23 protein-coding genes and 1 pseudogene are annotated in these 24,842 nt (G+C 69.4%); 17 read left to right on the top strand and 7 right to left on the bottom strand.

The features are described 5' to 3' along the window. From TN53_RS12465 to TN53_RS12430, 9 genes and pseudogenes are all read left to right on the top strand, one after another. On the top strand, positions 1–489 hold a 489-nt coding region (locus tag TN53_RS12465; RefSeq protein WP_046258571.1), incomplete at its 5' end, for an ROK family protein. 378 nt (positions 490–867) lie between these two features. Then, the gene (locus tag TN53_RS12460) at positions 868–2,391 is read left to right on the top strand and encodes a sugar ABC transporter ATP-binding protein (RefSeq protein WP_046258570.1); all 1,524 of its coding nucleotides are present in this window, start codon (positions 868–870) and stop codon (positions 2,389–2,391) included. Next, positions 2,388–3,416 carry an ABC transporter permease gene (locus TN53_RS12455; RefSeq protein WP_046258569.1) on the top strand — a complete coding sequence of 343 codons (1,029 nt, stop codon included), beginning with the start codon at positions 2,388–2,390 and terminating at the stop codon, positions 3,414–3,416. The genes TN53_RS12460 and TN53_RS12455 overlap by 4 nt, the downstream gene beginning before the upstream one ends. A 100-nt stretch (positions 3,417–3,516) precedes the next feature. Then, positions 3,517–4,566, top strand: coding sequence for a substrate-binding domain-containing protein (locus TN53_RS12450; protein WP_046258568.1), 1,050 nt, complete (start codon positions 3,517–3,519; stop codon positions 4,564–4,566). Between the two features lie 68 nt (positions 4,567–4,634). Next, positions 4,635–5,849 carry a Gfo/Idh/MocA family protein gene (locus tag TN53_RS12445; protein WP_046258567.1) on the top strand — a complete coding sequence of 405 codons (1,215 nt, stop codon included), beginning with the start codon at positions 4,635–4,637 and terminating at the stop codon, positions 5,847–5,849. A gap of 537 nt (positions 5,850–6,386) precedes the next feature. Beyond that, complete coding sequence (locus tag TN53_RS12440) at positions 6,387–7,538, top strand: inositol-3-phosphate synthase (protein WP_046258566.1); 1,152 nt, start codon at positions 6,387–6,389, stop codon at positions 7,536–7,538. Between the two features lie 102 nt (positions 7,539–7,640). After that, positions 7,641–7,943: pseudogene (locus tag TN53_RS48280) on the top strand (alkaline phosphatase family protein); the annotation flags it as partial. 53 nt (positions 7,944–7,996) lie between these two features. Beyond that, the gene (locus tag TN53_RS12435) at positions 7,997–9,160 is read left to right on the top strand and encodes a sugar phosphate isomerase/epimerase family protein (RefSeq protein WP_046258565.1); all 1,164 of its coding nucleotides are present in this window, start codon (positions 7,997–7,999) and stop codon (positions 9,158–9,160) included. Between the two features lie 204 nt (positions 9,161–9,364). Beyond that, on the top strand, positions 9,365–11,485 hold the full coding sequence (locus TN53_RS12430) for a PQQ-dependent sugar dehydrogenase (RefSeq protein ID WP_046258564.1): 2,121 nt from the start codon (positions 9,365–9,367) through the stop codon (positions 11,483–11,485). 151 nt (positions 11,486–11,636) lie between these two features. Here TN53_RS12430 and TN53_RS12425 read toward each other — a convergent pair whose 3' ends face one another. Continuing rightward, positions 11,637–12,677, bottom strand: coding sequence for a hypothetical protein (locus TN53_RS12425; RefSeq protein ID WP_046258563.1), 1,041 nt, complete (start codon positions 12,675–12,677; stop codon positions 11,637–11,639). Between the two features lie 144 nt (positions 12,678–12,821). Between TN53_RS12425 and TN53_RS12420 the strand changes: the two genes are divergently transcribed. From TN53_RS12420 to TN53_RS12410, 3 genes are all read left to right on the top strand, one after another. Further along, complete coding sequence (locus TN53_RS12420; RefSeq protein WP_046258562.1) at positions 12,822–13,217, top strand: VOC family protein; 396 nt, start codon at positions 12,822–12,824, stop codon at positions 13,215–13,217. 165 nt (positions 13,218–13,382) lie between these two features. Further along, a complete protein-coding gene (locus tag TN53_RS12415) occupies positions 13,383–13,622 on the top strand; it encodes a hypothetical protein (protein ID WP_046258561.1) in 240 nt (79 codons plus the stop codon). Further along, complete coding sequence (locus TN53_RS12410) at positions 13,622–14,002, top strand: hypothetical protein (RefSeq protein ID WP_046258560.1); 381 nt, start codon at positions 13,622–13,624, stop codon at positions 14,000–14,002. The genes TN53_RS12415 and TN53_RS12410 overlap by 1 nt, the downstream gene beginning before the upstream one ends. Positions 14,003–14,124: 122 nt before the next feature. Here TN53_RS12410 and TN53_RS12405 read toward each other — a convergent pair whose 3' ends face one another. Continuing rightward, positions 14,125–15,015 carry an LLM class flavin-dependent oxidoreductase gene (locus tag TN53_RS12405; RefSeq protein WP_046258559.1) on the bottom strand — a complete coding sequence of 297 codons (891 nt, stop codon included), beginning with the start codon at positions 15,013–15,015 and terminating at the stop codon, positions 14,125–14,127. Between the two features lie 428 nt (positions 15,016–15,443). Between TN53_RS12405 and TN53_RS12400 the strand changes: the two genes are divergently transcribed. After that, positions 15,444–15,800, top strand: a complete 357-nt coding sequence (locus tag TN53_RS12400; protein WP_046258558.1) for a hypothetical protein — start codon at positions 15,444–15,446, stop codon at positions 15,798–15,800. 138 nt (positions 15,801–15,938) lie between these two features. Here the strand turns inward: TN53_RS12400 and TN53_RS12395 are convergent, their stop codons facing one another. Then, positions 15,939–17,159, bottom strand: coding sequence for a metallophosphoesterase (locus TN53_RS12395; RefSeq protein ID WP_046258557.1), 1,221 nt, complete (start codon positions 17,157–17,159; stop codon positions 15,939–15,941). Positions 17,160–17,535: 376 nt separating this feature from the next. Here TN53_RS12395 and TN53_RS12390 point away from each other — a divergent pair, with 376 nt between their 5' ends. Beyond that, positions 17,536–18,600: an LLM class flavin-dependent oxidoreductase gene (locus TN53_RS12390; RefSeq protein ID WP_046258556.1), complete on the top strand. Its 1,065-nt coding sequence runs from the start codon at positions 17,536–17,538 to the stop codon at positions 18,598–18,600. Positions 18,601–18,775: 175 nt separating this feature from the next. Here TN53_RS12390 and TN53_RS12385 read toward each other — a convergent pair whose 3' ends face one another. Both TN53_RS12385 and TN53_RS12380 read right to left on the bottom strand, forming a co-directional pair. Then, positions 18,776–19,303 (bottom strand): hypothetical protein, encoded by a 528-nt coding sequence (locus tag TN53_RS12385; RefSeq protein WP_420719099.1) that lies wholly within the window; start codon positions 19,301–19,303, stop codon positions 18,776–18,778. 1 nt (position 19,304) lies between these two features. Then, complete coding sequence (locus TN53_RS12380) at positions 19,305–19,766, bottom strand: ATP-binding protein (protein ID WP_052745187.1); 462 nt, start codon at positions 19,764–19,766, stop codon at positions 19,305–19,307. 192 nt (positions 19,767–19,958) lie between these two features. On the opposite strand from TN53_RS12380, the gene TN53_RS12375 reads away from it, so the two are divergent. Together TN53_RS12375 and TN53_RS12370 are read left to right on the top strand one after the other, a co-directional pair. Continuing rightward, complete coding sequence (locus TN53_RS12375) at positions 19,959–20,189, top strand: DUF397 domain-containing protein (RefSeq protein ID WP_095046452.1); 231 nt, start codon at positions 19,959–19,961, stop codon at positions 20,187–20,189. Positions 20,190–20,293: 104 nt separating this feature from the next. Continuing rightward, positions 20,294–21,214, top strand: a complete 921-nt coding sequence (locus tag TN53_RS12370) for a helix-turn-helix domain-containing protein (RefSeq protein WP_046258553.1) — start codon at positions 20,294–20,296, stop codon at positions 21,212–21,214. Positions 21,215–21,226: 12 nt separating this feature from the next. On the opposite strand, the gene TN53_RS12365 is transcribed toward TN53_RS12370, so the two are convergent. Further along, complete coding sequence (locus TN53_RS12365) at positions 21,227–22,045, bottom strand: SAM-dependent methyltransferase (RefSeq protein WP_046258552.1); 819 nt, start codon at positions 22,043–22,045, stop codon at positions 21,227–21,229. Positions 22,046–22,373: 328 nt separating this feature from the next. Between TN53_RS12365 and TN53_RS49290 the strand changes: the two genes are divergently transcribed. Next, positions 22,374–22,649 carry a hypothetical protein gene (locus tag TN53_RS49290; RefSeq protein ID WP_324609609.1) on the top strand — a complete coding sequence of 92 codons (276 nt, stop codon included), beginning with the start codon at positions 22,374–22,376 and terminating at the stop codon, positions 22,647–22,649. 129 nt (positions 22,650–22,778) lie between these two features. On the opposite strand, the gene TN53_RS12355 is transcribed toward TN53_RS49290, so the two are convergent. Then, positions 22,779–24,839: a nitrate- and nitrite sensing domain-containing protein gene (locus tag TN53_RS12355; RefSeq protein ID WP_234441581.1), complete on the bottom strand. Its 2,061-nt coding sequence runs from the start codon at positions 24,837–24,839 to the stop codon at positions 22,779–22,781. Positions 24,840–24,842 lie beyond the last annotated feature (3 nt).

The raw sequence follows: 24,842 nt of genomic DNA, 5'->3' as shown, positions 1-24,842 counted from the left end.
GGCGACATCGGGCACATCCAGGCCGTGCCCGACGGCCGTCCCTGCGCCTGCGGCAACCGGGGCTGCCTGGAAGCCCACTTCAGCGGGGCCGCGTTGGCCGGTGACGCCGAGCAGGCCGCGCGTGAGGGCCGGTCGCCGCAGCTTGCCGCCCGGTTGGAGACGGCCGGGCGTCTGACGGCCGAGGACGTGTCGGCTGCCGCGGCAGCAGGGGACGCGGTGTCCCTGGAGCTGATTCGGGAGGGCGGGCAGCGTCTGGGCCAGGTCATCGCCGGGCTTGTCAGTTTCTTCAATCCGGGGCTGGTGGTGATCGGTGGCGGTGTGACCGGGCTCGGGCACACGTTGCTGGCCAGCGTTCGCACCCAGGTGTACCGGCAGTCGTTGCCGCTTGCCACGCGCAATCTGCCGATTGTTCTGGGGGAGTTGGGACCGGCAGCCGGAGCGATCGGCGCGGCCCGGCTCATCAGCGACCACGTCTTCTCGCCTGCCTGACCGCTGCCCGACCCTGTCGGCAACGGACCACCACTCGCGCCACTACACCTCCGTGGCGTCACCCCACCCATTGCGCCTCGGCAACCCCATGGCGCCATCGCGACACCCGTAGAACCACCGCGACAACCCGTAGAACCACCGCGTCACCCGTAGAACCCTCGCAACACCACAGTGCCGCCGTATCCATCGCATGAAGCGCCGGCGGTCGGCTCCCAACACCGCATGGTTCCCAGGCCCTCAGGCCTGCCCCGCCCCGCCCTGCTCAGCCCCTACGCCCCGGCGCACGCCGCCCCGGGCTTCCCAGAGCTGCCCAAGCACACCGATCCGCCCTGCCCAGCTCCGCTCGCTCACGGCCCGTACCTGCCGAGGGGATTCCTCATGGCACCACCATCACCCCTGCTCACCATGTCCGGTATCACCAAGTCGTTCCCGGGCGTTCGCGCCCTGGACGGTGTGGATCTCGAGGTCGAGGCCGGAGAAGTCCATTGCCTCCTCGGCCAGAACGGAGCCGGAAAGTCCACCTTGATCAAAGTGCTCGCCGGAGCGCACCAGCCCGACCGCGGTGAGATCACCTGGCAGGGCGAGGCCGTGACCCTGGGGTCGCCGATCGCCGCCATGCGCCTGGGTATCGCCACCATCTACCAGGAACTCGATCTGATCGAGGGGCTGTCCGTCGCGGAGAACGTCTTCCTCGGGCACGAGCCGACCACCGCCGGGTTCGTCGTGCGCGGCTCCACCGCCCGTACGGCGACCGCGGAGTTGCTGGAACGTCTGGGGCACTCGGAGATCGCCCCCTCGCGACTCGTCGGTGACCTGTCCGCGGCGCAGCAGCAGATCGTTTCCATGGCCCGCGCACTGTCCCACGAGGTCCGGTTGATCGTGATGGACGAGCCGTCCGCGGCGCTCGACCCCGAGGAGGTGGACAACCTCTTTCGGATCGTGGGTGATCTGACGGGTGACGGGGTCGCCGTCATCTACATCTCCCACCGCCTGGAGGAGATCCGGCGCATCGGTGACCGGGTCACGGTCCTGAAGGAGGGCCGGTCGGTCGCGGGCGGTCTGCCCGCCGAGTCGACGCCGACCCAGGAGGTCGTGGCCCTGATGACCGGGCGGAATGTGGAGTACGTCTTCCCTGATCGCCCCGAGACAGGGTTCGCCACGGGGAAGGAACCGGTGCTGACGGTCGAAGGGCTCACCCGGCGAGGGGAGTTCGCGCCCGTCGATCTGGAGCTGCGGCCCGGTGAGATCGTCGGTCTGGCCGGGCTCGTCGGGTCCGGGCGCAGCGAGATCCTGGAGACGATCTACGGGGCTCGCAGGCCTGACGGCGGTCGGGTCCTCGTCGAGGGCACACCTCTGCGCCCGGGAAGTGTCCGCGCCGCCGTCCTCGCCGGCATCGGGCTGGCGCCCGAGGAACGCAAGGCGCAGGGCCTGCTGATGCTGGAGTCCGTCAGCAGCAATGTCTCGGTCTCCACCCTGTCCAGGTTCGCCCGCGCGGGCTGGATCGACCGCCGTTCCGAGCGGGCCGCGACGCACCAGGCGGTTCGGGAACTGTCCCTGCGCCCGGACAATCCCGATGCCGCGATCAGGACCCTGTCCGGCGGCAACCAGCAGAAGGCGGTCCTCGCACGCTGGCTGTTGCGGGGCTGCAAGGTGCTGCTGCTGGACGAGCCGACCAGGGGTGTCGACATCGGTGCCCGGGCGGAGCTCTACGCCGTGATCCGCCGGCTGGCCGACGAGGGCCTGGCCGTACTTCTCGTGTCCAGTGAGGTGCCCGAGGTCCTGGGTCTCGCCGACCGGGTGCTGGTGCTGCGTGAAGGCAGCGTCGTGCACACCGCGGACGCCCGGGAGCTCGACGAGCACCGCGTACTCGATCTTGTGATGGAAGGGAGCCCGACGCCATGACGCAGCCGGCCACCGCGGCGCAGAAGCAAGCGCCGACGTCCACCGCCAAGTCCGCAGGGGACAAGGACAGTTCACGCCGCCCCGGTCTGCGGTGGGACGTGCGCACGCTGTCCTTGCTCGGAGTCCTCGCCGCCCTCGTCGCGGTCGGCGGGATCACCGCACCGGACGAGTTCCTGGCGACGAGCAATCTGCAGCTCGTCCTCACCCAGGCGTCCGTGATCGGCGTCGTCACCGTCGGCATGACCTTCGTCATCACCAGCGGCGGGATCGACCTGTCGGTCGGCGCGATGGTGGCGCTGGCCTCGGTGTGGGCGACGACCGTGGCGACCCAGGAGTTCGGGTTCGCCGGCATCCTCTTCACCGCGGTGATCGTCGGTGTGGGCTGCGGCCTCGTGAACGGACTTCTGATCGCCTACGGCAGGATGGTGCCGTTCATCGCGACGCTCGCCATGCTGGCCTCCGCCCGTGGCCTGGCGTTGCAGATCACGGACGGCAGCACCCAGGTCGTGAGCGTGGAATCGGTGCTCGATCTCGGCGCCAGGGACGCCTACGTCCTCGGCGTCCCGCCCCTTGTCCTGATCTTCGGTGCGGTCACCGTCATCGGCTGGCTGCTGCTCAACCGCACCACCTTCGGCCGCCGCACCGTCGCGGTCGGCGGCAACGCGGAGGCCGCCCGCCTCGCCGGCATCGACGTCCGCCGCCAGCGCCTCTACCTCTACCTGCTGTCCGGACTGTGCTGCGGTATCGCCGCGTTCATGCTGATCGTGCTCGCCGGCTCGGGCCAGAACACCAACGGCAACCTCTACGAGCTGGACGCCATCGCCGCGGCGATCATCGGCGGCACGCTGCTCAGCGGTGGCCGCGGCACCATCATCGGCTCCGTCCTCGGTGTCCTGATCTTCACCACGATCACCAACATCTTCGCCCTGAACAACCTCGAGACCGCTGTCCAGCAGATCGCGAAGGGCGCCCTCATCGTCGCCGCCGTCCTGGTCCAGCGCCGCTCGCCGCACGGCGACACCTGACGCCGTACCGCACGCCGCCGGACGGCGGCCCTGACACCGCCGTCCGGCACCCCCGCCTCCCCAACCGACGCACACCGCCCAGTCGAAGGGTCGATCCGCCATGGCAAGAACCCCCGCCACCAGCCGCAGAGCACTGCTGTTCGGCACCGCAGCCGTTTCCGCCGGCGCGCTGCTGACGGCCTGCACCAGCAATGAGCCCAAGGACCGGGAAGGGGCCGCGGACAACGCCGCCCCGGTCGCGGACGACAAGCCGGGCAAGGCCGTCACCATCGGCTTCGCCGGCCCGCAGGCCGACCACGGCTGGCTCAACGCCATCAACGACAACGCCAAGTCCCGTGCGAAGAAGTACTCCGACGTCACGCTGGAGATCACCGAGGGGTCCAACGACACCGCCCAGCAGATCGGCCAGATCCAGACCCTGATCAACAAGAAGGTCGACGTCCTGGTGATCCTTCCGGCCGACGGCAAGGCCCTCACCCAGGTCGGCCTGCAGGCCATGAGGGCCGGCATACCTGTCATCAACCTGGACCGTGTCTTCGCCTCCCCGCAGGCCTACCGCTGCTGGATCGGCGGCGACAACTACGGCATGGGCCTCAACGCCGGGCACTACATCGGCGAACAACTCAAGGACACGAAGAACGCCAAAGTCGTCGAACTCGCCGGCCTCGACAACCTCGAACTGACCCAGCAGCGCACCAAGGGCTTCGACGACGCCCTGAAGAACTACCCCAACATCAAGAAGGTGGCCCGCCAGGCCGCCGACTTCACGGTGGAGTCAGGGCAGGCCAAGATGGCGCAACTGCTCCAGGCCCAGTCGAAGTTCGACGCGCTGTGGAACCACGACGACGACCAGGGCGTAGGCGCGCTGCGCGCCATCGAGCAGGCCGGCCGCGACGACTTCCTGATGGTCGGCGGCGCGGGTGCCAAGTCCGCGATGGACGCCATCAAGGCGGGCGACAGCGTGCTCAAGGCGACCGTCCTGTACCCGCCGACCATGGCCGCCTCCGCCATCGATCTCGCCCGGGCGCTCGGCCAGGGCAAGGGCGTCGGCGGCCTCGCCGAGTTCGAGATCCCGTCCTCACTGACCCTCTACTCGGCCGTGGTCACCAAGGACAACGTCGACCAGTACCTGCCGACCGGCTTCATCTGACCGGTCCGGGCCGCGCGCCCCGCGAACACAGCGATCCGTCAGTGACACTCCGACCAGGAGGAATCCGTATGGAACAGAGGGACAGTCGGACCGCACCGCCGGCACTCGGCGTGGGCATGGTCGGCTACGCGTTCATGGGCGCCGCGCACTCACAGGGGTGGCGCACCGTCGGGCACGTGTTCGACCTGCCGCTGCGGCCGGTCATGGCCGCGATCGCCGGGCGCGACGCGCACGCCGTGCGGGCGGCGGCCGACAAGCACGGCTGGGCCGCGACGGAGACCGACTGGCGCGCCCTCATCGTCCGCGACGACGTACAGCTCGTCGACATCTGCACACCGGGCGACAGCCATGCGGAGATCGCGATCGCGGCGCTGGAGGCGGGCAAGCACGTGCTGTGCGAGAAGCCGCTGGCCAATACGGTCGCCGAGGCGGAGGCCATGACCGCGGCCGCCGAAGCGGCCCGCTCGCGCGGGCAGTTGGCCATGGTGGGCTTCAACTACCGGCGGGTGCCCGCCCTCGCCTTCGCCCGACGGCTCATCGCCGACGGCAGGCTCGGCACGCTGCGCCACGTGCGGGTCAGCTACCTCCAGGACTGGCTGGTCGACCCCGACTTCCCGCTGACCTGGCGGTTGCAGCGGGAGCACGCGGGGTCGGGGGCGCTCGGTGACCTCGGCGCGCACATCGTCGACCTCGCGCAGTACCTGGTGGGTGAGCTGCTGGTCGGGGTCTCCGCCCAGTTGGAAACCTTCGTCAAGGAGCGCCCCCGCCTCGACGGCCCCTCCTCGGGCCTGTCCGCTTCCGGCGGCACCCATCGTGCTCCGGTGACGGTCGACGACGCGGCCGTCTTCACCGGTCGGCTAGCCTCGGGCGCGCTCGCCATGTTCGAGGCGTCCAGGATGGCCTCGGGGCGCAAGAACGCCCTGCGGCTGGAGATCAACGGCGAGTCCGGTTCGCTCGCCTTCGACCTCGAGCGGCTCAACGAACTGTCCTTCCACGACCACCGGGAGCCCGCCGCCACGGCGGGGTTCCGCAGGATCGTCGTCACCGAGGCCGAGCACCCCTACCTGGAGGGCTGGTGGCCGCCGGGCCATGCGCTCGGCTACGAGCACACCTTCGCCCACCAGGCCCGCGACCTGGTCGAGGCCATCGCGTCGGGCACTGACCCGATGCCGTCGTTCGCCGACGGTCTGCAGGTGCAGCGGGTGCTCGCCGCGGTGGAGGAGAGCGCGCAGAAGAACGCCGTCTTCACCCCTGTCCAGGCCGTCGAGGCCGAAGTCCGCTAGAGGGCCGTCAGGAACGCCGCTCGGAAGCACCATGCCATGCCCGTTCACCCTGTTCACCGGTCAGTGGGCCGATCTGCAGCTGGAGGAAGTGTGCCGACTGAGAGCCGCCGGGCCGGTCCGGGCTGCCCTGACACCACTTTGTCCTGATCAAGGAAAAAGTTCGTCGCTTCGGTGCGCAAAGGGTTCCGGTCAAGGACGAACGGGGCTACGGTCCCTTCGTGCACAGCCACCCCACAGTGGTTCGAAACTGACGGCGCATTAAGGTCGCACGGCGCACGGTTCGTGCGACCGGGCCACGGAGGACGTCCCTGCACGGCGCAGGGCCACGAGCCCTCAGGTATCCCGCACTTCTCACCGGCGGCGGGCTTTGCTCTTTGCCGCCCACGCGTACGCCGTAACCGCGCCGAACACGGAGGAGTCCTCCTGGGCCGCGGCCGAAGCCGCCCCAATGCCGGCGGTGGACGGGGAGGCCCCCGGGCCCCCAACCCACCGTCCTCCACACCACATCGGTACCTCGACTTGGCAGGGAGGCAGCCCGTGAACAACGACCGGACAGCACCGGAGCCGCAGGCCAGCGGGCGGACCGCACGCACCGGTGTCTGGTTCGTCGGAGCCCGCGGATCGGTGGCCACCACCGCCGTCGCCGGATGCGCGGCGGTCGCCGCCACACTGCATCCGCCGACCGGCATGGTCACCGAGACGCCGCCGTTCGACGGCACCGGCCTGCCGCCCCTGGCCTCACTCGTCTTCGGCGGCCACGACACCACCCACTGCCCGCTGCCCAAGCGAGCCGAACACCTCACCGATGCGGGCGTCCTCCCGCACGGCCTCGCCCCCGCCGTGCGCGCCGAACTCCAGGCCGCGGACGAGGAGATACGCCTGGGCGGACCGCTCCCGAACGACCCGCGCAGCGACGAGGAACTCATCGCGGACTTCGCCGCCGACCTCACCTCCTTCCGCGCGCGCAACGCACTGGCACGGATGGTCGTCGTCAACGTCTCCTCGACAGAGCCGCTGCCCGCACCCGACGCCGTACGACTGCCGCCCAGCTCCCTCTACGCGGCCGCCGCCCTGCGAGCCGGCTGTCCCTACGTCAACTTCACACCGTCCACCGGGCTGCGCACCCCGGCCCTCACGGACGCCGCCGCAGCCGGCGGGCTTCCCCACGCGGGCCGTGACGGCAAGACCGGCCAGACGCTGCTGCGGGCCGTGCTCGCCCCGATGTTCGTCCAGCGCGCCCTGCACGTGCAGGCCTGGTCCGGCACCAATCTGCTGGGCGGAGGCGACGGGGCGGCGCTGGCCGACCCGGGCGCGGCCGCGGCGAAGAACGCCGGCAAGGAACGTGTCCTCGCCGAAACCCTCGGACACACACCGCAGGGTGAGGTGCACATCGACGACGTGCCGGTGCTCGGCGACTGGAAGACCGCCTGGGACCACATCGCCTTCGAAGGCTTCCTCGGCTCGCGCATGATCCTCCAGACCATCTGGCAGGGCTGCGACTCGGCCCTGGCCGCACCGCTCGTGCTGGACCTGGCCCGCCTGGTCGCCCGCGCCCACGAGGCGGGCCTGACCGGACCGTTGCCGGAACTGGGCTTCTACTTCAAGGACCCCGACGCGGGCCCGTCGGGCCTCTCGGAGCAGTTCACCGCGCTGCTGTCGTTCGCCGACCGCCTACGGGAGGCGCAGTGACCCGTTCCCTTCCATCCCGCCTCACCCCGCCCGCGCCGCCCACCCCCGAGCCGCGGGACCGGCCCGAACTGCGCCGCGTGGACAACGACGTCGAGCGGTTCGGCCCCGACGATGCAGATCCACCGCAGACGCGGATACGGCCCCGTCGAGCTGTTCACGGATGGCGAAGGCCCCTATGTGGGGCTCAGGTTGGCCAAGACGGTGGCCGGCAGGAAGCCCGGCATGCGCCGCCGGCTCGCCGTCGTCCCCCATGACCCATGACGCCTCCGCGGCAGCCACGGCCGCCTCCCCACGAGCGGCGACAAAGGTCCGCTCGTCCTTGTCTCCACCCCCCGCGCAGTGTCCGGCCGCGTCGCGGCCACCGAAGTGAAGTCCCTTCTCCTGCGGCTTGCCGGCCTCGCCTGAGACGGCGGACGTCAGGCATCCGCAGCACCGCGACAACGAAAGAGAGAACCCCTGTGACCGCGTTCAACGACGAAGCCGTCACCAGCGACGACCTGCGCCGCGCACTCGGCGTCAGCCGCCGCCGTTTCCTCACCACCTGCACGGCCGTCACCGGCGCGGCGATCGCCGCCCCGGTCTTCGGCGCCGCGCCCGCCCTGGCGCAGGACAGATCCGCAGCCTCCGGCGGCGACCGGGGCCGTTCCGCTCTGGTCCCGCCGGACAAGCGCGGCATCATCCTCTACACCGTCCGAGACGCGGTCGGCCGCGACCCGCTCGCCTCCGACCTGCCCTCCGGTTTCCGCGAGGTGTTCAAGCAGCTGTCGCGCTTCGGGTACCGCCAGGTGGAGTTCGCCGGCTACGGCCAGCACGCCAACGCGCCCGGCGGCGCAGACCTGGGCACCGTCCAGGGCGCGAAGCTGCTCCGCTCCTGGCTCGACGCGTACGGCCTGCGGGCGCAGGGCAGTCACGGCTTCATCCCGCCGTCCTGGCCCCTGACGCCGTCCGACCTGGACACCTTCAAGCGCTGGCTGGAGATATCCAACATCCTCGGCATGGAGCACATGGGCACCGGCGCCGATCCCACCAACACCCCCTACCGTGCCGACTGGGACGCCGCAGCGCAGAAGTGGAACACCCTGGGCGCCATCGCCCGCCGCGAGGGCATCAAGCTCTACACCCACAACCACGACAGCGCCTACGACTTCCTGCTCGACGGCGGCCCGCTCGACGCCCAGGGCCGGCCGACCCGCAGCTCCGGGATCCGCAAGCTCGAGTACTTCCTGAAGACGACGGACCGCAAGAGCGTCTATCTGGAACTGGACGTCTTCTGGGCGCACGTGGCCCAGTACAAGTTCCACACGTACACAGCCCACGACGGCTCGCAGCGTGAGGACGTCTTCGACCCGGCCGCACTCGTGGTCCGCAACACCAACCGCTTCCCGCTGTTCCACGCCAAGGACGGCGTCGTCAACCTCCAGAGCGGTCTGGGCTACGACATGGTGCCGTTCGGTACGGGCGACATCGACTACCGGAAGTTCTTCACCCGGGTGGGTGCGAAGAACTACCACAACCCGATGGTCGAGCAGGACAACGCGCCCAGTGCGAGCGTTCCCGGCCAGTCCCTGGACTTCGCCCGCATCGGCTACGACAACCTCGCGGCCCTGCGCGCCCGTCACTGACGGAGCCTCACCCGCGGTGCCCGCCCGGCGTCTTGGCGCCGGGCGGGTCCCCGGGCATGCCCGAAAAGAGCGAAAACTCCAGGACAGTCTTTCCTCGAAAAGATTGAAACTTTGTCCTTGACGAGTTGAAAGTGGGCGCCCTAGCGTCCAACTCACGCATTTCGCCCGGCTGTTCACCCGCTGGCCAGACCGAAGGAGTTCTGAGTGCGCAACAGACGGATCGTCACCCTCGTGGGGGCGGCTGCGCTGGCCGGAGCCATCGGGCTCACGCCGCTCTCCCCAGCCCAAGCCGCCAAGTCAGACCCCGCACCGCCGGCGTCGTCGGACTTCCAGAAGGTCACCCTCAACGACCGTCCGGGCGAGCCCATGGCCCTGGCCGTCCTGCCCGACCGGCGGGTGCTGCACACCGCGCGCACCGGAGAGGTCCGCATCCATGACCCCAAGAGCGGCGTGAACTTCCTCGCCGCCGACCTGAAGAAGAGCCCCGCCGGGCTGTACCAGCACGACGAAGAAGGCGTGCAGGGCATCGCCATCGACCCCGCCTTCGTCAAGAACCACTGGGTCTATCTCTACTACTCGCCCCGCCTGGACACCCCCATGGACGACCCGGCCACCCCGGGTGTCAACGAAGGCGACGCGCCGCAGTTCGGTACGGCAGCGGACTTCGCCAAGTACAAGGGCGTCACCCGGCTGTCGCGGTTCAAGCTCGTGGGCAACAAGCTCGACTACGCCACCGAGCAGAAGATCCTCGACGTACCGGCCGACCGAGGCATCTGCTGCCATGTCGGCGGCAAGGTCGACTTCGACCACAAGGGCAACCTGTTCCTGTCCACCGGCGACGACTCCAACCCGTTCTCCTCCGACGGCTACGCCCCGCTCGACGACCGTGCCGACCGCAACCCCGCCTACGACGCGCGGCGCACCGCGGGCAACACCAACGACCTGCGCGGCAAGGTCCTGCGCATCAAGGCCAAGCCCAACGGCGGCTACGCCATACCGAAGGGCAACCTCTTCGCGCCCGGCACCGCGAAGACCCGCCCCGAGATCTACGCCATGGGCCTGCGCAACCCGTTCCGCTTCGGAGTGGACGACAAGACCGGCGAGGTCTACGTCGGCGACTACTCGCCCGACGCCAACACCGCCAACCCGGGCCGCGGCCCCGCCGGCCAGGGACGCTGGATGGTCATCGACCGCCCCGCCAACTACGGCTGGCCGTTCTGCGTGACCCAGGACATGCCGTACCAGGACTACGACTTCGCCACCCAGACCTCGAGCGGCGCCTTCAACTGCGCCAAGCCGGTCAACGACTCGCGCCACAACACCGGCCGCAGTCAGCTGCCTCCGGTCGAGGACGCGGAGATCGTCTACGGCTACGGGGCCTCCGCGGAGTTCCCCGAGCTCGGCACGGGCGGTATCGGCCCCATGGGCGGACCGGCGTACAGCTATGACAAGCACAACAAGGCCCAGAACCGCTGGCCCCAGTACTTCGACGGCAAGCCGCTCTTCTACGAGTGGACCCGCGACCAGATGAAGGCCATCACCCTCGGCAAGAAGAACGAGGTTCTGAAGATCGAGGACGCGATCCCCTCGATCACGACGGACGGCCCGATCGACGCCGAGTTCGGCCCCGACGGCGCGCTGTACGTCCTGGAGTACGGCACCGGCTACTTCGCGGAACTGCCCGAGGCCCAGCTCTCCCGCATCGACTTCACGCGGGGCAACCGAACCCCGGAGCCCAAGGTCGCCGCGGACGTGGTCAACGGCACCAGTCCGCTGACGGTCCAGTTCTCCAGCGCCGGCACCAAGGACGCCGACGGTGACGCCCTCCGCTACGCCTGGGACTTCGACGCGGATGGCACCGTGGACTCCAGGGAGGCGAACCCGAAGCACACCTTCACCGACAACGCCGTCTACGACGCCACGCTGAAGGTCACCGACAGCACCGGGCGTTCGGCCTCCGCCTCCGTCCCCGTCGTGGTCGGCAACAAGGCGCCCACCGTCTCGCTCACCACCGACCCCGCCCCGCACGGCGGCACGCCGTTCCACTGGGGCGACACGGTCACCTGGCAGGTCACCGTCACCGACGACCAGCCGGTGGACTGCTCCAGGGTCAGCGTCTCGTTCATCCTCGGCCACGACTCGCACGGCCACCCGCTCTCCACGAGCAACGGCTGCTCCGGATCGTTCGTGACCTTCGTGGACGGCGGTCACTCCGGTTCGGACAACCTCAAGGCAGTCTTCAACGCCACCTACACCGACTCGCCCCCGGACGGCCTGCCGTCCCTCTCGGGCAGCGCCGAGGTCGCACTGACACCGGCCGACTGATCCCACGCGACGACACCGCAGCGGGGCGCCCCACCCGAGGGCGTCCCGCTGGCGCGGCGCCACCCCGATCCCAGGGCGTGCAGAGGCACGAGCGTGGGGTGGCCAAGCAGACAGCGCCGCGCCACTCAGCCGCGCACGGCGACGCGAGCGGTCAGGCCGTCCACAGGCGGGCCACGCCGTCGGTGAGCTGGAGGAACTGCCGGGCACCGGGGTGGTAGTGCGTGGGGGAGAAGTCGAAAACGGTGCCCAGAAGCTTCCCCTCGGCCGGATCCCACATCGACAGATCGTTGTCACCACAGCTGAACAGGCGAGTGCCATCGCTGAAGAAGGGCCCGGTCGGCCCTTCGAATGCCAGCAGTTCCACGGCCATCGGCGTCCGGCGCGGTCCGCCCCGAGCGGTTCGGCTCGTATCGAAGATCCGTGCCCCAGGCGGTGTGGCGTCGCCGTCATCGAGGCCCTCGACGGCGACCCGGACCGAGTCGATCCAGGTCATGGCGCGATTCCAGGCGTAGCCCCGGTCGCAGACATCGAGCCGGCTCGGACCGTCCTCGGACTCCCAGACATTGCCTTCGACCCATGGGTCGAAATCCCACACCACAGGTATCCCGGCGGGATGCCACACCCAGCCGTCGTCCAGGATCCGCTTCCCATCAGGGCTCACGTACAGTGCGCCGTGGAAGTAGTCGAGATCGTGTTCCGGTGCGGGGAGCGAGCGATCTGTCAGCGACACTCCCGTTCGCGCGTCCGACACGTCCAGGCGGTTCCAGTCCGTGCGGTGGATCACCACGCACCGCCCACGACTCTGCGCGAACTCCAGTGAGAACGGCACTGTCTCTTCGTTGTCGCCCTGGTTGTCCAGGTCCATAGTCACTTCGCCGGTTCGGAGGTCGACCACCTCGCCAAAGCGGCCGAGGTCGTTGACCACCGCGGCGAACATGCCGTCGTGGGAGGCGTGCAGGTGCCTGCGGAGCCGGCAGTCATTCCATGGCTCGCGATCGGCTTCCGCCGGAACGGCGGTGGCCCCGACACTCTCGTGATGACCGCCTGCCATGTCCCACCGGCTGATCGTGCCGTCCTCGCTCAGCGTCAGCCAGACGGGCCGATCGCGATCACGCACAGGCGCCAGATCGACGACAGCACCCAAATGCGGTGGCACCGGGATCTGACAGACGGCGTCGCTGCTACCGATCATGGTTGCCCCCCACTCCCCAAAACCGGAGCGCCAGAATATCCGGGCGTGACTCACGGCCGGACAAAGGGACCCGCGGCCTTCTCGCGTATCTGACGGGCGGCACCGGCCAATACTGTGAGCCCGTCCGCACTATCTGGGAGAGGCATGACAAGTAGGTTCACCGAGTTGGTCGTTGACTGCCACGATCCGGAGAGGCTCGCGGACTTCTGGTGCGAGGTCCTGGACTTCAAGGTGATCGACCGGAGCGAGGGCAAGGTGGAGATCGGCTCCTGGGAGCCGACCGTCGAGGATGTTCGGGCCCGCCAGATGCCGCCCACCTTGGTGTTCGTCCAGGTACCCGAGGGCAAGACCGCGAAGAATCGGCTTCACCTGGACGTCAGTCCCATCGGCGGCAGCACCGTGGACGAGGTGACCCGATTGCTCGGCCTCGGCGCCAGCAGGACGGATGTGGGCCAGGGCTCAGACCGGAACTGGGAGGTCATGGCAGATCCCGAGGGCAACGAGTTCTGCGTCCTGCGCACCCTGGCACCACAGACGTAAGAGCGCGAGTGGCTGCGCGGGCGGGCCCTGTGGTCTGGCCAAGGCTGCCGAACGATGCCGGCCGGGAGGGCCAGAGCGTCTGATGGGCGCACGCCGCCCTTGCCGGCAGCATCGTGGTTCGCCGAAGCCTCGCACGGCAGGCACCTACTAGGTACCATCGGGTGTATGCCATCCCTGAACGTGTCGTTCACCGACGAGGAACTCGAGGGCGTGCGCGCGGCCGCGGCCGCCGACGGCAAGAGCCTCAAGCAGTACCTGCACGATCTCGGCGTCCGTGAGATGCAGCGCCGGCAGTTCATCACGGGCGCGAGCCACTGGGCCGACCGGCTGCGTGGGGAGTTCGACGACGCCTTCCCCGAAGACGTGCCCCCCGCCGAGCGCCCGGGCGGAGCCACGGCCGCCTGATGCACCTGCACATCGACGTCTCCTGGCTGCTCGACGTCCAGGAGGCCGCCCTCGGCAACGGCGAGGACATGTCCGTCGCGGACTACTCCGCCCTGGTCGCCGCCGTCGCCCGGCACAAGACCAAGCTGCCCACTCTTCAGGCCGCCGACCCGGACGCCGCATGGCGCGCCGCGGCGCTCATGCACACCATCGTCCGCCTTGAGCCCCTCCCGTACCGCAACGGCCTGTATGCCGCGTTCGTCACCGCCCAGTACATGAGCCAGTCCGGCGAGGGCATCGACCCGCCGTACGGCGCCCTGTCGGATCTCGTGCGCAAGATCCGCGACTCCCGTCTGCGTGTTCCCGAGGTCGCTGACCAACTTCGTTCCTGGAAGATCTGACCGGGGTACCGGGACCAGCCGCCAACGGCCGCCCTGGCCAGTTCAGGGTTCGAAGCCCCAGTAGGGGCGGGTGCGTGCGCGGGCTGCGAGGTGCGGCGTTGCGCCCCGACTGGTGGTGACGATCAGTCCGCTCCCGAAGTCCGCCACCGGGGAAGAACGTCCGCGGCGATCCGGTCGACCACCGACCGCGGCGCGGAGAAGGGGCCCTGCGCACGCGGCCACGGGGCGACGACATCGGTGAACCCCAGCTCGTCGGCCCGGCCCAGAAAATCGTCGAAGCAGTCGGCCGACTGGATACTGAGCACCGGTGCGGCATCGGTCTGCAGCACTCGCCGGAACTCCGGATCGGCCTCGCGTCCGTGCGTAGCAAGGGCAGCCGTCATCCGGTCGCTCGCCTCCGAGACAAGACCCCACCACGCGTCGAGCCGCTCGGCCATCCCTCCGATCGTCACCCACCCCTGCCCGTACCGCGCGGCGACAGACGCTGCACCGGGACCGTTGGCCGCCACTATGAACGGCAGCCGCGGCCGCTGCCGGCACCCGGGCACCGAACGGGCGTCGACGGCGGAGTAGTAGTCACCCTGGAAGGAGACATGATCCTCACGGAGGAGCCGATCGAGCAGCTCGACGAACTCGCCGAACCTGCGAACCCGGCTCTTCGGCGCTCCCGCCCCGAAGACGTCGACGTCGTACCCGCTCTCCGCGCCGGCCCCGACGCCGAGAGTGAGGCGCCCCTCGCTGATCTCGTCGAGGCCGATCAGGTCGCGGGAGAAGGTCACCGGGTGGCGGAAGTTCGGGCTGGCCACAAGCGTGCCGATTTCCAGCCGCGACGTGACCAGCGCGGCGAGGGTCAGCGTCGGCACAGTGCCGTACCACGGGCCGTCGAGCAGCCCGTCCCAGCCGAGATGGTCGAAAGTCCAGCCGTGGTCGAACCCGTACTCTTCGACGCTTGCCCAGATCTTCCGGGCGGATTCCCCGGAATGCTCCGGCAACACCGTCATCCCCACGCGCACGTGCGCCTCCTCGTCCCGTCCGTACGGCTCGGCCTGCCCGAGCGCTCGCTGCCCTGCCCGGTCTCTTGATGAGTCCGCCATCGTCGAGGCCCCGGAGGGACTTGAGCGACGAGTGTGCGAGTCTTCCGCATTGGTGATCGGCCCCCGACGAGGAACTGACGTACCAGCAGCAGAAGTTGCACACCACCTAATGATCAACTATCGGCACACGACAGTAGTCGACCGGCCCGCGAGGCGAAACGTGGCGGTGTCTGGGCCTTGTGTGGCAGCAGTGCTCATCGCGGGAGCGCCTGGTTCAGGACGGCGAGCGCGGGCAGCGCGGCACGGGCTCAAGCGCGCGTCAACGCTGAGGCCGCTGTGACGGCCCTGTGGCCGGAGGAGTGGCTTCCGTCATACTCCGCTCACCCCTGCCCTGGTGAGGTGACTGGATGCGTACCGTCCTCCCCGCACTGCGCGGCTGTCTGCTGCCGCTGCTGGTTCACCTCCTGATAGGTGTCCCGGCCGCCCTCGCCATCCTCTGCACGCGCTGGTACATCGCCTACGGCCACTGTCAGTACGACGACCTGGACCGCCGGGGTCTGGACGGCTGCACCTACGACCAGATCGAGAACAGCGGCTTCGCTCTGATCGCCATGATCCTGTTCGGCACGCTTGTCCTCCTCCTGCTCCTCCTCTTCGACCTCCTCCGCCCCCTGTACAGCGGCCGGCCTCTCGCACCACGCCTGTTGACCCTGCCGGCACTCCTGATCCCGTACGCGGTGTACGTGACGAACGGGGGGTGGTGAGCAGTCGCCGGTGCCGATCACGCCCCCGTCGCCACCGTGCACCCCCGCTGCCGCAGCGCCCGCCCCCCGTCGCCGTCTGCGGGCGACCTGCCCCCTGCTCGGGGACCGGTCCAAGTGGAGGTGCCCGGGCGCTTGGTGTTAAGGAGCGGTGGGCCGCTGGGGGGAGCGGAGCACGAGCAGGGTGATCTCGCTGGGGGCGAAGATGCGGAACGGCGGGCCCCAGAAGCCGGTGCCGCGGCTGGTGTAGAGGAGGGTGCGGGTGCCGTGGTGGCTGAGGCCGGCGAGGGCGGGCTGGTCGATACGGACCAGGTGGTGGAAGGGCCAGATCTGGCCGCCGTGGGTGTGGCCGGAGAGTTGCAGGTCGATGCCCGCGTCCGCCGCGCGGTCGACGAACTTCGGCTGGTGAGCGAGGAGGAGTACGGGGAGGTCGGGGTCGGCGCCGTCCAGGGCTCCGGCGAGATGGGCGCGGTGTCCGGCCAGGCCGGAGGATTCGGCGGTGACGTCGTCCACGCCGGCGACCACGAGGGTGTCGCCGCCACGTTCGAGCAGCAGATGGCGGTTGCGCAGCGGTTCCCAGCCCAGCTCTCCCATCAGGTCGACCCAGCCCTGGGCCTCGCTGTAGTACTCGTGGTTGCCGGTGACGTAGACCCGGGCCCGGGTGGCCTGCACGGTGCCGAGCGGGGCAGCCTGGGCGCGGCGGCGGTCGGCCGTGCCGTCCGCGATGTCGCCGGTGTGGCAGACGAGGTCGGCCTCCAGGGTGTTCACCACTTCGCAGACCCGTGCCGACCAGCGGGCGCGGTCGAGGGGGCCGTAGTGCGTGTCGGTGATGAGGGCGACACGGGTGCCGTCCAGCCCGGCGCCCAGGCGCGGGAGCCGCACGTCCAGTTCCCGTACGCGGGGTACGCGACGGGCCTCGGTGTACCCCCAGGTGAGCAGTACGACGGCCACACCGAGGACGGCCCAGGTCACGATGCGGGCCCGATCCTGTCCGTCCCCGACACCGGCCACGCTCAGGGCCGGCCGCAGCAGGACGCCGAGCAGAACGGACCAGGTGAACAGGACCCAGCTGCTGCCCAGCAGGGTGTCACCTGTGATCGCCGCCCAGTCCTGCTGGCGCCGGCCATGGCCGCGCACCATCGCGAGCGGCATACCGATCAGACCGAGGACGAACAGGGCGGTGCCGGCCAGGGTGACGGGCAGCGGCCAGTGCTGCCCGGAATACAGCAGTACCCAGCAGGGCACAGCCCACAGCAGGACGGGGGCAACCAGGGGGATGTAGCGCATCAGGCGGTGCAGTTGGCTCGGTCGAGCCGCTTGCGCCGCATCGTCTGCTGGGCGGGTGTCGCTGGTGTTGGTCACAAGCCGCTCCTCCTGATGCTCTGTCCCTTGAATCATGCCCCTTGCGGTGCCGGATGGCGGACGGCTCAGTCGTCGCATCACCGACCAACCCATGGCTTTGGTGTGATCCGTCGCTCATGCCCCGATTCTGCTCTGGCCTCAATCGCGGGAGGCCTGGCGAACTCACTGCGCTCTGTCAGCGACCTGCCCGCACATCGAAGTTCCGTTGCAGGCAGAGGACTTGGGCAGGTCATCTGCGTCAACGGGGTTTCATTGCGTCAAGTACGGCCACTCCGCCCCGTAACGCCCACAACATCACGCAACTCCGCAACGGCCCTGCGCCGGGACCTGCCATGCTGAGCAAGTTCGGCTCTGTCCTCACGCCTTGGAGGTTTTGATGCGTGCAGGCGTGGTTGTCGCCGCGCAGCCCGGTGTGGAGGATCTCGCCGTGCGGGCCGAGGAGTTGGGCTTGCACAGCGTCTGGGTCAACGACACCCCGATGGTCCAGGGCGACCCCTTCGTCGCCCTGAGCCTGTGTGCGAGGGCCACCAGTCGCATCAGGCTCGGCATCGGTGTGACCTCACCGGCGCTGCGCTCGGCCCCGGCCGCCGCGAGCGGGCTCGCCAGCCTCAACGCCCTGGCACCGGGCCGGATCATCTGCGGGGTCGGCACGGGAAACACCGCCCGGCGCACCCTGGGCATGCGGCCGACCACGGCGGCTCAGCTGGAGAACTTCACCGTCGCGCTGCAGGACCTGTGCGCCGGACGTTCGACCGAGTATCGCGAAGGCGACCGGGTCCGCGACATCGAGTTCCTGCACGCCGGGGCGCACGTGAACACCGCCGATCCGATCGAGTTCGTCGTGGCCGCGCTGGGGCCGCAGGCGGCCGCCGTTGCCGGCCGCCGCGGCACCGGCCTCATCTCCTTCGGCCTGCTGGAGCCCACCGCCTGGCAGGCGCTGCACGACACCCGCCGCCACGCCGCCCAGGGCACACCCCGCGGCCCCGGCTCCCGCACGGACTCCTACGTGGTCACCTCGCTCCACCTGCTCGACGAGGACGAGGACCCTCACGGCGACGCGGCCCGGGACACGACGGGCCACCTCGTCCTGTCGCTGCTGGCCTTCGCCGCCGACACAGCCGCTGACACACCCGCCTTCGCCGAGCAACTCGGCCCCGAGGAACGCGAGGCGGTGCGGCGGCTCCTCGACCGGCGCGGCACCACCGCCACCGCGCCGGACCGGCACACCAAGCTCTACCCCAACTACCTCGGACGCATCGCACCGCAGGACCGGGACCTGGTTCTCCCCTCGCTGATGAACACCCTGGCCCTGGTCGGAACCCGCGACGACCTCCTCGCCCGCATCACCACCCTGGAACAGGCCGGCATCGACGAACTCCTCATCCAGCCGGTGATCGACCCAGCCACCGAGATGGCCCAGCTCGCGAAACTCCTCACCTGAGCGGACCTGGGGCGACTGCGTCGAGCCGCCCAACGTGAAGGCGGGAGGCTCCCGGAGGACCTCGGCGGACGCTTTCTCGGGGCCGCCGAGATCGCGCAAGTCCTCACCCTCGCCGATTCGGAGCCCCGCGGCACCTAGGCCGGGCTTGCCCACATCGTCTGAGGCACCGTGGGCCTCACTCGGTCAGCGTGGAGGCGAGAGCCTCGGTCGCGTCCACGAGTTCGGTGTCGCGCTCGGCCAGGAGACGCGGGATGATGCTGCGCTGGGCGCGCACGGCCCGGCGGGCGGCCGACTCCCACTCGATGTGGTCACCGTGGCGGCGTCGGAGCTTCGGGTAGGCGGCGGCGGTGGTCTCCCATTGCCGGGCGTCGGCTATGTTCCGCAGCAGGCGCAGGACCTGCACACGGCACGACGTCTGCGGGCGCTGGGCCAGGTCCCAGAGGAAGGGGACCGTGACGGCCGTCGCCTGTCCCACGACGAAGCCGTGCCGACAGATCCGGTGCCGCAATCGGTCCAGCGCGTTCTGCGCGGCGGCCTTGTCGCCCGAGGCGATGGCGGCGAGCAGGTAGGGGATGGCGGCGGCGGATCCCGACGAGTCCTCGATGTCGCCCCAGGACACGAGAGCGACGTCGCGGAGCGTGGTGGGCTGACGGGGCGGCGGCACGGCTCCCTGACTGTTTTGGAGCTCGGTACACGGCTTCATGTCAGGCGCGCCCTGTGGGCAGCATGGCCCAGACGGTCTTGTAGTGGGGTGTGTGGCGGGTCCATCCCCAGTGCTGTGCGAGGGCCTCGACGATGAACAGGCCACGGCCGTGTTCGCTGAGCACTTTCGGTGCGTGCGCCGTGTGCGGAAGTCCGTCGCCCTGGTCGGTCACGGCGCACACCAGGTGGGTCGTGCGGCGTGTGAGTCGCAGCCAGACCTCGGACTCTCCGTCGTCGAGGGTGTCGCTCTTTCGGCCGTGCAGGACGGCGTTGGCGGCGAGTTCGGAGACGACGGTCAGTGCGTCGTCCCGGCACTGGCCCAACTCCCACTCGCCCAGCACGCGTTCGGTGAACTCGCGTGCCTGTGCGCATCCCTCGCTGCTGCCGGGCAGGCGCAGGGTGGCGCTCCTGCCGGTGGGGCGCGGAGCGGCGGCGGGGGGCGCGGCCCGGTGTGCCGGGAGCACGGCCGGGCCAGACCAGGGTGCTGGGCGCGCGGGCTGCGACACGGCATCTCCTGAGGTGGCGTCAGGACGTCAGAACTGGGCGCCAGCACGGAGGTTGGCGACGGGGTTATTATCCACGTCGACAGCCAGTCCGTGCAATTTCACGAGAAATTGCACGTGTGGATCGAGCCAGTCATGCGCGAGGAGACTGCAGTGCCATCAGTTCCGAACGGGGTGCAAGCGAGTTCACTGGAGGTCCGCTGGACCAAGAGCCGCCACAGCAACGCCGAGGGCAACTGCGTCGAGGTGGCGCCCCTGACCGAGGGAGGCGTGGCCATACGCAACTCCCGTGATCCGCACGGCCCCGCGCTGGTCTACACGTCCGCCGAGGTCGCGGCCTTCCTGGCCGGTGTGAAGGACGGCGAGTTCGACGACCTCATGTGAAAGGGGATGCGCGCCGTCCGCACCGGTCGCGGGCCCGGACATGCGCGCAGCGGCCAACCGGTGCGATAATGCAGGCTGTTGCCTTCTGCCCACCGGGAGTCAGGATGCCCTCCGAGTCGCCGCGTGTCTCCCGTCTCGAGCCGTACCTGCAGCGCACCGAGCCCGCCCCGACCTTGCTGAAGATGCTGGTCGGCGTGCAGCTGGCGGGCCTGCGCGAGGACGCGGGCGTGGCGCAGGAGCAGGCGGCTCGGGCCGTGGGGTTCAGTCCGGCGAAGCTGTCCCGCATCGAGGCGGGCAAGGGCCGCCGGCCACCCACCGAGGACGATGTCCGCGCGCTGCTGGAGTTCTACAAGACGGAGGAGTACGAGGCGTCCGTCCTGTTGCAGCTGCTGCGGCGGGCGGGTGAGCCCGGGTGGTGGCAGCGTTTCGACAAGCGGTTGATGCCGGAGTGGTTCGACCGGCTGGTCGGGCTGCAGGAAGCGGCCGATTCCATCCGTACGTTCGAGATCCAGTACGTTCCCGGACTGCTGCAGACGCCCGCCTACACGCGTGCCGTCGTGGAGCGAGGCCTGCCCGCTGCCCCGAGCCGCGAGGTGAACCGCCGCGTGGAACTGCGCATGAAGCGGGCGGAGCTGCTGGCGCGGCCGGACGCGCCCCAGCTGTGGGCGATCGTCGACGAGTCGGTGCTGCTGCGGATCCTGGGCAGCCGCGAGATCATGCGCGAACAGCTGGAGCACCTCATCGAGATGGCCGAGCAGCCGCACGTCGTCGTGCAGGTCGTACCCCTGGACGTGACCAACGCGTCCGCACCGGCCATCCCGGTCACCTACCTGCGCTTCGGCGGCCTCGACCTCCCGGACATCGTCTACCTGGAGCACATCAGAAGCGCCACGTTCCTGGAGGACCGTGACGAGACCGAGCAGTACCGCGTGGCGCTGGACCAACTGGCCGACGACGCGCTCAGCCCCCGTGACTCCCTCGACCGTCTGCGCGAGACCGTCAAGCTGCGCTACGAGGGCCAGTGAGCGGCCGCTCCGTCACAGGATGCGGCCACATCCGCCGAACTCGACCCATTCGTGGGTCTGCTGACGCGGAGCCACTTCGGTGTCGGGCCGCCAGGTGGACACTTCCACCAGGCCGGGCTCGAGGATCTCCAGCCCCTCGAACCACTGCGCGACGTCCTTCTCCTCGCGCACCCGACCCCAGTGCCCCTGCGTGGCCTTGTCCATGAAGTCGGTGACGAAGTCCCGCACCTGAGGGTCCTCGCTGACCAGTTGGCACATCACCAGGAAACTGCCGGGCACGAGCCGCTCGGTCACCCGCTTCACCACCGCGAGCGGGCCTTCCGTGTCGCTGTCCGGAATGCAGTGGAACACCGAGTTGAACAGCACGCCCACCGGCTGCGAGAAGTCGATCAGCCGCTGGGTGTCGGGGTGGGAGAAGATCACGTCGGTGTCGCGCAGGTCGGCCTGGATCACGGCGGTGCGGTCGTTCTGGTCCAGCAGGGCCCGGCCGTGCACCAGAACCATCGGATCGTTGTCCGCGTACACGACGCACGAGGTCGGATCGATGCGCTGGGCCACCTGGTGCACGTTGTTCTGCGTGGGCAGACCGGACCCGTGGTCCAGGAACTGCCGGATGCCGTACTCCTGCGCCAGCGTCCCCACCACCCGCTGCAGGAAGCGCCGGTTGTTCAGCGCCAGTGCCCGGGTGCTGGGCACCACCTTGTCCAGTTCCTCGCAGGCGGCACGGTCGACCGCGTAGTTGTCCTTGCCGCCCAGGTAGTAGTCGTACATGCGCGCGGCCGTCGGAACCGTGGCGTCGATCTTGGTGGACAACCGCTTCCCGGACTCCATCGTCTCCCCCAGTCGAGTACCGCACCGAGCTGACCGGTGCATCTGGCAATACATCCTAGGGACAAGGCACTTGGCGCATCCACCGTCTCTACAGAATCCCGACCGCCGCGGCCGACCCCGGCGAGGCACGGGCCGGGGGCGGCAGGCGACCTGTGCGTCGCAGGCCCCGTCTGGGATGCTGAAGGCCAGGCTCGACAGGGGGCAGACGGTGTTTACGGAACCTATGGCGCGAGCCGTTGTGGAACCAGCAGTACTCAAGCTGATACGGCAGTACCCCCGTGGCAGGTCGTTCTCCACGACAGTCACATTCGGCGGGGACGACTTCAGCATGTGCGCCCACGTACGGGCGCAGTGGGCGGCTCCCGGGCAGGTGAAGATCGCACTGGCCTGTTGGGTCGTCAACATGGACACCGCGCGCTATCTCGGTGGCAACCCGCCTGCTGGGGAGGAGATGTGCCTGCCACCGGAAGGCACAGCGCAGTGGGACGAGGAACTGACCAGCCGGGTGATCGGTCACCTCGTGGCTCGTATGAACGCTCTTGCCACCGCCCTGCCGACCACCGACGAACACCTCACCATCACCGTGCCTCTCGTCCTGACGTAGTCCGGCTGGACCAGGGATTGCGCATCCGTGTGACCCGGCTGAACCGCTCCTGTATTCCTTTGGCGATCCCGCCGCACGGTCACCTCGTACCGGACCGTGCCGCTTGGTTCCCTGGTCGGACAGCCTGGGTCAGGACGGCTGGTTGTGCCACGTTTCGTTGGTGTGTGGGGCGTCCTTGGTGAAGGGACTGTCCACGAATGCGACCAGGGCCATGGTGTCGGCGTCGGGTTCGTCGTTCGCCGCTCGATGGGTGATCGTTTGGGGCAGCATCACCAGCGCCGTGGTCCCCTGTTCATCCTGGGAGGGGCGTAGCTGAACTCGGACGCCGTGTCGGTCGGCCAGTCGGCCCACCACGAACAGACCCATGCGCTGGGAGATCGCGGCGTCGACGGTGGGCGGGTCGGCAAGGATGCGGTTGATGTCCGCGAGCTCCTCGTGGGGCAGGCCTATGCCCTGGTCGTGTATCTCGAGGATGGTCCGGCCGTCGGGCAGTCGTGCGGCGGTGATGTGGACCGGGACGTGCGGGGAGGAGAAGGCTGCGGCGTTCTCCAGGAGTTCGGCGAGCAGGTGGACCAGGTCGTTGACGGCGCGCCCGTCGATCTCGGCTTCCGGGATGCCGGAGAGCTGGATGCGCTCGTACTGCTCGACTTCCGAGACCGCGGCGCGGACCACGTCGACGAGAGGCATGGGCTGATCCCACTGCTGGGCGGGAGTCTCGCCGCTGAGCACCAGGAGGTTTTCGCCGTTGCGGCGCACACGTGTGGCGAGGTGGTCGAGCTGGAAGAGGTTCTCCAGCTGGTCGGGGTCGGCTTCCCTGTCCTCCAGGTCGGAGATCATGGCGAGCTGGCGCTCGATGAGGGACTGGCTGCGGCGCGCCAGGTTGCCGAGGATCGTGTTGATGTTGGCGCGCAGCAGAGCCTGTTCGGCGGCGAGCCGGACGGCTTCGCGGTGGACGTGGTCGAAGGCGCGGGCGACTTCGCCGATCTCGTCCGTGCTGGTGATGGGGATGGGTTCGACGTCGGAGTCGACCCGGCCCGGGACGGCGCGGGTGAGCTGGGTCAGCCGGGCCGGCAGCCGCTGTGCGGCGATGGCGTGGGCGGAGGCGCTGAGGCGGCGCATGCTGGTGCTCATCGTGCGGGCCACCCAGTTCGCGAGGAGGAAGGCGAGGAGGATGGAGGCGAGTACGAGCGCTGCGTTGACGATGGCGTCGTTGCGGGCGTCGTCGGCGATGTCGTGGGCTTCGGCCAGCGCGGTGCCGGCGAGGTATACCTCGACACTGCGGTAGGTGTCGAAGCTGAGGGTGGAGGCGGCGAAGAACGTCTCGGGCGTGATGCCCCGTTCGGTGAGTTGTGTCGCTGTCGCGCCGGAGGCGATGGCGCTGGTCATGTCGTCCAGACCCGGCGGGGGGACGAAGGTCCGCCCGGCTGCCTCGGCCCGCGTTTGGGCCTCTGCGATCTGCTGCCGCCCCTTCACCTCCGCGTTCGCGAGCGCCTTGCGCAACCGGGCCATGTCGTCGGTGCCGGCGAAGCCGGCGTACTCCTGCAGCGCGATCTGTTCGAGGTAGATGTAGGAGCTGAACGAGGCGAGCTGGGCTTGGAGTTCCCCCTTGGCGAGCCTGCTTCGGTCCTCGATGAGGAGGTGGGTGCCGATGGCGCGGATCAGCGACTCGGCCGCCTGGGTGAGTGAGATGGCGTACAGGGTGCGGCCGAAGGTGGCCTGGCTGCTGATGCCGAAGCCCAGTTCGTTGGAGATTTCCATCAGCGGGTGCTGCACGGCGTGGTAGCTCTCCTCGGTCTGCACGCCGGTCAGGCTGGATGTGAAAGCGTTGGCGCGTACTGTCGCGAGCCGCTTCTCGCCCGCGCGGACGAGTTGGACCCGGCGCTCGAGGCTGGCGGTGCTCGGCATACGGGCGACCGCCTCGTCGAACTTCTTTGCGTCCTGGTCGGTGATCTGCCGGGCCTTGGCGACGGTGTCGGAGTTGCGCTCGCCTTTCACCAACGGGATGACCGAGACGTCGCGTTCGTTGATGGCATCGCTGGCGTAGGTGTTCGCCGCCTGGACCAGTTCCGCCACACGGACCGCGTCCTTGGCCGTCTGCCAGGTGTCGACGGAGCGTTTGACCCGTACGCCGCCGAGGACGAGGGCGACGAGCACCGGGATCAGCAGGATGGCCTGAAGTTTTTGGGCCACACG

The organism is Streptomyces sp. WM6386, from assembly GCF_000972385.1.
Lineage (GTDB): Bacteria > Actinomycetota > Actinomycetes > Streptomycetales > Streptomycetaceae > Streptomyces.
This window is presented reverse-complemented; position numbering and strand designations above follow the sequence as displayed.

What these genes read in the sequence shown, in the direction of transcription:
- TN53_RS12460 (WP_046258570.1), top strand. Translation starts at nt 868, where the DNA reads ATGGCACCACCATCACCCCTGCTCACCATGTCCGGTATCACCAAGTCG.
- TN53_RS12455 (WP_046258569.1), top strand. Translation starts at nt 2,388, where the DNA reads ATGACGCAGCCGGCCACCGCGGCGCAGAAGCAAGCGCCGACGTCCACC.
- TN53_RS12450 (WP_046258568.1), top strand. Translation starts at nt 3,517, where the DNA reads ATGGCAAGAACCCCCGCCACCAGCCGCAGAGCACTGCTGTTCGGCACC.
- TN53_RS12445 (WP_046258567.1), top strand. Translation starts at nt 4,635, where the DNA reads ATGGAACAGAGGGACAGTCGGACCGCACCGCCGGCACTCGGCGTGGGC.
- TN53_RS12425 (WP_046258563.1), bottom strand. Translation starts at nt 12,677, where the DNA reads ATGATCGGTAGCAGCGACGCCGTCTGTCAGATCCCGGTGCCACCGCAT.
- TN53_RS12420 (WP_046258562.1), top strand. Translation starts at nt 12,822, where the DNA reads ATGACAAGTAGGTTCACCGAGTTGGTCGTTGACTGCCACGATCCGGAG.
- TN53_RS12415 (WP_046258561.1), top strand. Translation starts at nt 13,383, where the DNA reads ATGCCATCCCTGAACGTGTCGTTCACCGACGAGGAACTCGAGGGCGTG.
- TN53_RS12410 (WP_046258560.1), top strand. Translation starts at nt 13,622, where the DNA reads ATGCACCTGCACATCGACGTCTCCTGGCTGCTCGACGTCCAGGAGGCC.
- TN53_RS12400 (WP_046258558.1), top strand. Translation starts at nt 15,444, where the DNA reads ATGCGTACCGTCCTCCCCGCACTGCGCGGCTGTCTGCTGCCGCTGCTG.
- TN53_RS12390 (WP_046258556.1), top strand. Translation starts at nt 17,536, where the DNA reads ATGCGTGCAGGCGTGGTTGTCGCCGCGCAGCCCGGTGTGGAGGATCTC.
- TN53_RS12385 (WP_420719099.1), bottom strand. Translation starts at nt 19,303, where the DNA reads ATGAAGCCGTGTACCGAGCTCCAAAACAGTCAGGGAGCCGTGCCGCCG.
- TN53_RS12370 (WP_046258553.1), top strand. Translation starts at nt 20,294, where the DNA reads ATGCCCTCCGAGTCGCCGCGTGTCTCCCGTCTCGAGCCGTACCTGCAG.
- TN53_RS12365 (WP_046258552.1), bottom strand. Translation starts at nt 22,045, where the DNA reads ATGGAGTCCGGGAAGCGGTTGTCCACCAAGATCGACGCCACGGTTCCG.
- TN53_RS49290 (WP_324609609.1), top strand. Translation starts at nt 22,374, where the DNA reads ATGTGCGCCCACGTACGGGCGCAGTGGGCGGCTCCCGGGCAGGTGAAG.